Origin of the sequence: Chamaesiphon polymorphus CCALA 037 (genome assembly GCF_003003845.1) — a bacterium.
Taxonomy (GTDB): domain Bacteria; phylum Cyanobacteriota; class Cyanobacteriia; order Cyanobacteriales; family Chamaesiphonaceae; genus Chamaesiphon; species Chamaesiphon polymorphus.
The window spans coordinates 1-9094 of sequence record NZ_PVWO01000217.1 but is presented as its reverse complement, the minus strand read 5'-3'; the positions used below and the strand labels follow the sequence as shown (position 1 = coordinate 9094).

The window sequence follows — 9094 nt, the reverse complement described above, 5'->3', positions numbered from 1 at the left end:
GGGTAATGGACGGAAGATCGATGCATTACTCTCCCGATCGACGTTCGACTATCGACTATCAACTGCATTATACTTTTGAGTGAAGATACCACCGATCGCGGAGATTGCGGCCAAGCATAGTAACACGGTTGGTACGCCTAGAGCGGTTTCGGCGATACCAGTGAGGGCTAGAGGCAAACTCAAGGCGATGTTGATGGCATTATTTTGCAGTCCGAATACCTTACCGCGCATTTCTTCTGGAGTTTCGCTTTGGATGGTCGTCTGCATGGGAATCAAGACACTGGCACTAAATACACCCATACCGACCAAGCATAATAAACTCAACCACAGCGAGTGGGAAAATGATAACCCCACTAAAGAGGCTGCTACACCGATCGAACCATACAAACTCAATCGATCGCGAGAAAATCGTCGATCGAGGTAACTCAATCCTACCGCACCCAGTGCCAGCCCGACACCCCCAGCCGCCAAGAGAAATCCAAATTGGGAAGCTTTAATTTCCGGCAATAGTTCGGCCATCCGCACGGCGACTACGGTCATCGAGGCAATAATCGATTGTAAGACAACCAATTGAATCAATGCACCTTTAATTTGTTTGTGCTCTCCCAGATAGCGGATGCCATCGCGCAAATCTGCTAAAACATGTGGCTCATCGCCAGTGAGAATCTGTTTGGTTTCGCCAGTGCGCATGACAATTAGCAAAATCCCCGCAATGGCATAACTAGTGCCGACTAATAATTCTTTACCAATATTTACGCCCAAGCCAACGCTGGCACCAAAACTATCGGCAAGAGCTAAAATTGGCTCGCCGATGGCAAATCCGACAATCAGCGAACCCATAGCCGTTGTAGTGTAAAGGGAATTGGCGGCGAGTAGATTTGGCTTATCTACAATCATCGAGATCGTTGCTTGTTCGGCAGGGGCGAAAAATTGACCCAGTGTAGACACCAAAAAAGTCACTGCTAGCAGAATTTCAAACCCTAATGGTAAATTGGCAAGTACTTGCCCATTGGTCAACCACAATAAAAATGGTACTGAGAGTACCAAAATTCCGCGTAGAAGGTTGGTACTGACCAATACCTCTTTCTTATGCCATCGATCGACAAATACCCCAGCCAGAGAGCCAAATAGCACCGCTGGAATTGTATTGGCAATCATAATCGCCGATACCCAACCACTAATACTCTGATTTTCTGATTGAAATTGACTTTCAATAATCGCGATCATCAATACCACATAGACTTTATCGGCTAGTTGGGAGAAAATCTGCCCGCTCCACATCGTGACAAAGTTGCGATTTTTGAGCACTGCTAAAAATCCTGGTTCGGGAGCTAGGCTCTCTGCTTGGGTTTCTGGTGCCACATTCTCCTCCCCAGTTGCCGTTACCACATCAATTGGCAATCCCGAATTTGATTCTTCAGTTGCTTGGAGATCGGTCAATTCATTTTCTGGTACTTTGTCAAAATCAGATAGTCGCATTGAGTAATGTGGTAGGGCTGTGAAAACCGCTGAGATTAAAGTTCGATGTTAAAAATCCGAGCCTCCAGAAAGAGAACTCACCAACGGGAAATATCTTCTATTTTAGAGCTATCCGTGCGGGCTGGGCAGATAACTGTGCTCTAGCTGACGGATCTGTCGATCGGGTTTGAATTGTCAGGATCTATGAGCGATCGACCTCTGGTAAATGGATCGCCACTCGTTGGCGATGGTGGAAGCCGCACATCTAGGTTAATTTGACAGCTCTTAGTGTAGCGGTTTTCGATAAGTAGTGGGGATTGAACAGCAACAGTTTTCAGCCATAATTTTCGTCAGCGTCATTGGTGCGATCGTAAGGCTGCGGAATTTGGCTTTGTTCTATGGGGGGATACGAATATAGATAGAGGGGGAATACAAATAATTGACATTACACCAATCGGCCACACCAAACAAACATCAAAAAATCATGCCTCAGCTCGGTAGTGTCCTAAATGTTAGGTAACAGGAGGCAAGCGTTATCAGATTAATTGTTTTTGGTTTGTCACAGAGAAAATAGACTTAGATCGATAGATCTGTTACGATTCCTCGTGCTGCTGATGAGCCAATGGGAGTGTGAGATGGACGGTTGTCTCGTTGTAATTGTTATTACTCATGCTAAAAAGACCATCGTACATGTCAACTATCTTCGTGACAATTTTCAAACCTACTCCTAATTCTTGGCGATCGGCTGCGAGGCCATCGAGAGATAAATCGAACGGAATAGCAGATGGATTGTTATTAACCCACAGATGAAACGACCCATCAATCGCCCGACCGCAAATCTGAATCGGTACGCTAGGGGTGGAGAACTTAATTGCATTATCTAACAATTCTTTGATAATCCACTCACAATGCTTGTGCAAGAGGGCAACATCGGTGCGATCGACATCTAACTTCAAGTTACTTTCTCTATTTACCCATTGAGTTTGAATGAGCGAGATCTGCTCTATAATTTCTTTGATATCACATATTTCATTGCTGCTCGCTTCTTTTCTTTCGATTGCAAAATCCAGATAATTCCAGAATTTATATGTTGTTTTTTGAAGATTGACCGCTGATTTAATCGCCAAATCTATTGAATAATCCGCCTGTTTTTTGCTAAACAGATCTAAATTTTCGTATAAATCTCTAAGTTGGATTTGAATATTATTCAAGGGAGCATTTAATTCATTAACAAATCCTAGAGCTAAATCTTCAACTAATTCTCCGAAATCACTCTCTAGTGCAGAAATACTATTTTGTTGAAGCTTAGATAACGATTCGATGCGATCGAACTGTTTCTTAATCCGCACCATGGACTTAACTCTAGCCTGAAGTTCTAGTCGATCGACTGGTTTATGGATAAAGTCGTCTGCACCTGCCTCTAAACATTGAGACAAAGTTAATTTACCACCAGCCGAAGTCACCATGATAATCGGAATCGATCGCCATTTTCGCATTAATTTGATGCTGCGACATACTTCTAAGCCATCCATAACTGGCATCATCAAATCTAATAGAATTAGATCGGGATTAAATGTATCTAGATTCGCGAGTGCTTCTTTGCCATTACTTGTATAATAAACCTCATAATTCTCATCAGCAAGGAATGTTTCAATTACTTCAAAATTATTGGGTTCGTCATCAATGACTAAAATCGAGTATTTTTTCATAATTAGCGATTTGTCCGATCTATACTTAAAAATTGTTGAATGATAGTTATCAGTTGTTTGAGTTTAACTGGCTTGGTTAAATACTCGCTCGCGCCAGCATTAAGGCATTTTTCACGATCGCCACTCATGGCTAAAGCTGTAACAGCAACGATCGGAATATCGCTAGTTTGGGGATGATTGCGTAGATGAGAAATCGCGTCAATTCCGCTCATTTTGGGCATTTGAATATCCATTAAAATCAAGTCTGGCAGTTGGGATTGAGCCAAATTAATTGCTTCTAGACCATTCTTTGCCAAGATGGTTTGATATCCTTTGGCTGTGAGAAAGCTAGACATACTGTTGCTATTTGCTTCGTTATCTTCGGCAAGTAAAATCTTCCACGCTCTGCCTGAAAGCTCACTAGAAAGGGGATCTGCTTGTTGAGGCGTGGGCTGGGAAAATTCTAAAACTTGAGGGACGATATTGCCGTTGGCATCGGGTTGGCCTTGGGGAATCGGCAGATCGACAATAAACTGACTGCCAATCCCCAGTTCGCTCCGAACTCGCACGTTCCCGCCATGCATTTCGACGATGCCTTTGACTAGTGCCAAACCTAAGCCAGTGCCATGATGTTGGCGATTTAACGCAGTATCGACTTGCATGAATGGCTGGAATAACTTTTGGAGATCGCCACTATTGATACCAATGCCAGTATCGATGACAGCTAGCCGAATAAAACTCGAAGTCGTGTTGTCTGCTTCAATGGAAACGTTGAGCGCGATATGTCCGCCGACTGGCGTAAATTTTACGGCATTGTTGAGTAGATTGATTAACACTTGCCGAATGCGGCGTTCGTCGATCGAGATATTGGGAATGCGGGGCGGGAGTTGCAACTGCAACCGAATTCGTTTTTGGATCGCCTGTTGTTTGACGAAGGAAAGACTAGAATGACACAAATCGCAGATATTGGTTGGGGCGAACTCTAGTTCGACTTGTCCGGCTCCAATTTTAGCGATGTCTAAGATATCGTTAATCAATGCCAATAGGTGATTGCCGCTATTTTCGATCGTTTTGACAGCCTGGGTTTGGGCGGGGGTAGGTTCGCCAAAGATCCCTTCTTGCAAGCCCTCAGTCATGCCTAAAATAGCGTTGAGCGGCGTTCGCAATTCGTGACTCATATTGGTCAGAAATTCGTCTTTGAGTTGGGCAGCACGGGAAAGTTCGTTGTTGCACATAGCTAATTCTCGATCGCGTTGTTGCAAAAGCTCGATCTGGTTGTCGCGCTCTGCTAGTTGTTGTTGGAGGTTAGAAATCTGCGCGCGCCACAGTTCATTAGGGTGAGATCTTTGCTGCAAACTCTCATGAGTCAGCAGTCCAATTAACCGATCGCGATCGTCGAGTAAAGGTAAGTGGCGGACGTGATGTTGACAAAGAAGATCGATGGCTACCGATAGATCTGTGAATGCGGAATCATTGAGCGTAATTACGGGAGAAGTCATGACCTCAGCAACCGTGAGATCGGCTAAAACAACTGGTTGGGCGATCGAGCGCATGATATCTCGATCGGTTAAGATGCCTACTAACCTGTGGTTGTCAACAACGAGTACGCAGCTAGCTCGGGTTTCAAAATCGACATGCACTTGCGGATCTGTCGCAGTTATGCGAGCGACGACATCGAGGACGTTAGTCTGTGGACTAACCGTCAGTGGATTGCGGACGATTGCCGACTCTAGTTGAAATGCCACGATCGCTGATGGATGCATCATGAGAATAAGTCGTAAGTCATACTCCTGTTAGAGTGCCCCAAAACACCCTGCCGCTAACCAAATCTACTCTGTGATAAATCGCTCGGTGTGGGGAATGCTAGTAATAACAGACATCGAGATTTTTGGAGTGCCATTGATGCCGTTCTTATCCGATCCCAATCCCCGTAGCGATCGACCAAATTTGATAGCTAGAGATCGACTCCACAATCGGATTACCGCTCAAATTAATCGCTCGCTAGATTTAGCAGAAATTCTGTCGGCTACTGTGGCAGCAGTGCGAGATTTTTTGGAGACAGATCGCGTCAAAATTTATCAGTTTCAGCCAGATTTGCACGGCTTTGTAATTGCGGAAGCTCTCAATGGCGATCGATTCCCCTCGCTGCTCAACCTCCATTTTCCTGCTGATGATATTCCATCCTATGCCCGAGAGCTATACTTGCGCTTGCGGACGCGGACGATCGTCGATTTAGAATCTCAAACGATTGGGGCGATCCCACTCCATCACACCGATGGCAAGCAGCCAGATTATCGAGCCATCGATCCTTGTCATGTCGAATATTTGCGGGCAATGGGCGTAAAATCTTCGATCGTAGTACCGATCGTCATTGAGGTGGCATCCAACCATGTCAATCCACTACCTTCACTCCAGCCGCAAGAACACTTATGGGGATTACTCGTCTGCCATCATAGCGAAAAACTCGTTATGGCAGATGGCGATCTAGAGTTACTGCAAGATGTGGTCGATCGATTGTCTGTCGCTATTACTCAATCGATGCTGCTTGGGCGCGTGCGCGAGCAAGCCCAACAAGAAGCCGCGCTCAATTGCGTTACCAGCGTGCTTCATGCCACGCCAACGGTAGATCTCCAAACAGCACTAGAACAGACAGTCAAAATTTTTGCTGGGGTTGGCGGGCGGTTGTACTTACCTCAAGATTTTAGTGCCGATCGACCGATCGAACATAGCAAGCAATGGTCGCTCCTGTATACTTGTGGGACTCAACCAGAGCGGATGACTGACGTGCCCGAACTAGACACGCCCAGAGCAGGGTATATCGAAGAAAATCTGCTCTGGCAAAAGTATTTGACATCAGTAGCTACTCCCGCCACTTCCGCAGTGGCGGGCGAAGTTGAGGTAAAACCTTGGTCGGTAGAGTGGATGCGTTCTGTCTATGCCCTCGCGGAATTACCTACAATCAGCGATCGCGATTCAAATGTTTGGGCGATCGCCGATTTGTATCGAGAACCCCTATTTCGCTCTCTGATCCACGTCTTTAGCAATACAAATATTCGCGGTTTATTAATTATTCCGCTGCAATTAGGTAATGAATCGATCGGTTGTCTGACCATTTTTCGTCCTGACATCGAACAGGAGTTAATGTGGGCGGGGAATTGCGATCCAGATCGCCGTCAGATGGCACCCCGCCAATCTTTTGAAGCATGGCGGCAACTTAAAACCGGACAGGCACAGGAATGGACTGAAGCAGATATCCGGCTGGGGCAAGCTTTGGGCGAGCGATTTGCCGCCGCAGTCAAGCAACATCGGCTCTACGAGCAGGTGCAACTTCTTAATGCCAATCTCAACCAACAGATCCACATCCGCACGGCTGAATTGGAACATGCAACCGCCATCGGCAAACAACAACGGGCCATCGCCAGCATTCTGGGCACGCTACAACAAGCTTGGGATGTCGAAACCACCATTCGTACTGCTACTCAAGAAGTCCGGCAATTACTAGAAATCGATCGAGTGGCGATTTACCGCTTTAATGAAGATTGGGGTGGCGGTTTTATCCGCGCATACGATGCGACTGCTCCTGGCTGGGAAAAGATTATCCTGGCAACTGAAGATACTTGGAATGATAGTTATTTACAAGAAACTCAAGGTGGACGCTACCGCAATCGGCAACTATCAGTCGTCAATGATATCTACACGGCCAATCTTTCTCGCTGTCACATTGAAGTACTAGAAAGTTATCATATTCGCGCTTTTACGATCGTCCCCCTATTTGTCGGACGGCAATTATGGGGCTTGCTCGGTCTGTATCACCACTCCCGTCCTCGGATCTGGGAAGACTCGGAAGTCGCTTTTGTGACTCAAATTGGTGCCCACTTAGGCGCGGCACTCCAACAAGCCGAACTAATCGAGATCGCTCAGAGCAAAGCCAGTCGCGTTCCCGTAATGGAAGAGCAGCAACAAACCCTAGCGGGTGTGATTAGTAAGATTCGGGAATCACTCGATTTAAATCGAATTTTTACAGCTACGACCCAAGAAGTTCGCGACTTTATGAGTGCCGATCGAGTGGGGATTTTTCGGTTCGATCTCAGTTCTAACTATAATATCGGCAGCTTTGTATCTGAAGATGTCAATCCCGACTATCTCTCAGCTTTAGGTCATAAAGTTGAAGACCATTGTTTTGGCGATCGCTATGCTGCTTATTATAATTCCGGTCAGATTCAAGCAGTCTCCGATATTTATACCGCCGGATTGAGTCAATGCCATATCGATGTATTAGCACAATTTAATATTCGCGCTAATTTGATAGTACCTTTGCATTTAAAAGACAAATTATGGGGACTATTATGTATCCATCAATGTGGCCATGCTCGTGAATGGCAAGATTGGGAAATCGATTTTGTCAAGCAAATAGCTACTCATATTGGGGTCGCACTTTATCAAGCCCAACTGCTCGAAAATGCCAAGGAAGCTCAACGCTTGGCTGATGATGCCAATCGAGCTAAAAGTGAATTTTTGGCAGTTATGAGCCATGAATTACGCACGCCACTGAATGCGATTTTAGGATTGTCAGAAGGTTTACAAGAAAGTATTTATGGAGAATTAAATACGCTCCAACAAAAATCGATTGCAACGATCGAACAAAGCGGACAACACTTGCTCGATTTAATTACCGAAATCTTAGATTTAGCTAAAATTGAATCCGGGCACTTAGAATTAAATCCAGTACCGACGTCGATTTCCAGTATTTGTGATTCGAGTTTAGCTTTCGTGCGCCAACTGGCACATGAGAAAAAGATTGAGATAGAAACTCAAATTGCACTAGCAGAAGACCAAATTATCGTTGACGAACTGCGCGTCCGGCAGATGTTGATCAATCTCCTTAATAATGCCGTTAAATTTACACCATCAGGCGGTCGGGTGACTTTAGAAGTAAATATCGATCGCGATCGATCGATTATTCAGTTTAAAGTGATCGATACAGGGATCGGCATCGCTCAAGAAAATATGCCCAAACTGTTCCAATCTTTCGTCCAAATCGATAGTAGTCTCAGCCGCCAATATAATGGCACTGGACTGGGTTTAGCATTGGTCAAGCGGTTGGTCGAAGCCCAAAATGGGGACATTCGCGTGCAGAGTAATCTCGGTCGAGGTAGCTGTTTTACCATTATCTTGCCCTATACCCCGATCGGTACTTCATCTCCCATCTCGCCGCTGGTGACATCGCAGGCAATCGGGGTGCATCATCCCGTTATTACTGAAGCTCAAAGCGAGTGCAGTGACGATGAAGAGCGCGTGGCTGTTAATCTGTTAGCATCAACTCTCGAACCGATTGCCGATTTAGAGGAGCCAGTCAGCGAAGGTCGGGTACCGACAGAAATATCCCAAAATCTGGCTCTGCTAACTTCACCACTACCGCCGTTAGTTGAGTCGGATTCAGTGGCAACACTAGTACTCGATGCTCCCGCCGAAAATCCCCAACCACGCCAAAAGCCGCTAATTTTGATGGCGGAAGATAACAAAACCAATATCGAAACCTTCTTGCTCTATCTAACTTATTCCGGTTTCGATATTCTGGTGGCTAACGATGGGCTGGAAGTGATTAGTTTGGCAGAAATCCACCACCCCGATGCGATCTTAATGGATATTCAGATGCCCGGTTTGGATGGACTTCAAGCCATCGCCCACATTCGGCAGATGCCCGCGATCGCTCAGACCCCGATTATCGCACTCACAGCTCTAGCGATGCCAGGAGATCGGGAAAAATGTTTAGCCTGCGGAGCTAATGAATATCTATCCAAACCAGCCAAGTTGAAACAGGTTCGTGAAACCATTCATAAGTTACTTAAGAATTGATAATTGATAATTGATACTCACGGTTCGCTCATTTTGGAGAGAGGTAGTCAAATTGGGTTAAAGTTTGACAATGAGCAAGCCTGTAACCTTAA

The 9094-nt window shown here is 45.6% G+C and carries 4 protein-coding genes; 1 reads left to right on the top strand and 3 read right to left on the bottom strand.

Features of this window, described 5'->3' with window-relative positions; genetic code table 11:
- Positions 1–48: 48 nt before the first annotated feature.
- The 3 genes from C7B77_RS16415 to C7B77_RS16405 all read right to left on the bottom strand — a co-directional run bounded on the left by C7B77_RS16415 (position 49) and on the right by C7B77_RS16405 (position 4912).
- On the bottom strand, positions 49–1479 hold the full coding sequence (locus C7B77_RS16415; RefSeq protein WP_106306992.1) for an MFS transporter: 1431 nt from the start codon (positions 1477–1479) through the stop codon (positions 49–51).
- 572 nt (positions 1480–2051) lie between these two features.
- Entirely contained in the window at positions 2052–3167 is a 1116-nt protein-coding gene (locus C7B77_RS16410) for a hybrid sensor histidine kinase/response regulator (RefSeq protein WP_106306989.1), read from the bottom strand.
- A 2-nt stretch (positions 3168–3169) separates the two neighbouring features.
- Positions 3170–4912, bottom strand: a complete 1743-nt coding sequence (locus tag C7B77_RS16405) for an ATP-binding protein (RefSeq protein WP_106306986.1) — start codon at positions 4910–4912, stop codon at positions 3170–3172.
- Positions 4913–5006: 94 nt separating this feature from the next.
- Between C7B77_RS16405 and C7B77_RS30815 the strand changes: the two genes are divergently transcribed.
- The gene (locus C7B77_RS30815) at positions 5007–9002 is read left to right on the top strand and encodes a GAF domain-containing protein (RefSeq protein ID WP_219892176.1); all 3996 of its coding nucleotides are present in this window, start codon (positions 5007–5009) and stop codon (positions 9000–9002) included.
- Positions 9003–9094 lie beyond the last annotated feature (92 nt).

Excerpts from the sequence above, each read along its gene's own strand:
- C7B77_RS16415 (WP_106306992.1), bottom strand. The coding sequence starts at position 1,479 with ATGCGACTATCTGATTTTGACAAAGTACCAGAAAATGAATTGACCGAT.
- C7B77_RS16410 (WP_106306989.1), bottom strand. The coding sequence starts at position 3,167 with ATGAAAAAATACTCGATTTTAGTCATTGATGACGAACCCAATAATTTT.
- C7B77_RS16405 (WP_106306986.1), bottom strand. The coding sequence starts at position 4,912 with ATGATGCATCCATCAGCGATCGTGGCATTTCAACTAGAGTCGGCAATC.
- C7B77_RS30815 (WP_219892176.1), top strand. The coding sequence starts at position 5,007 with ATGCTAGTAATAACAGACATCGAGATTTTTGGAGTGCCATTGATGCCG.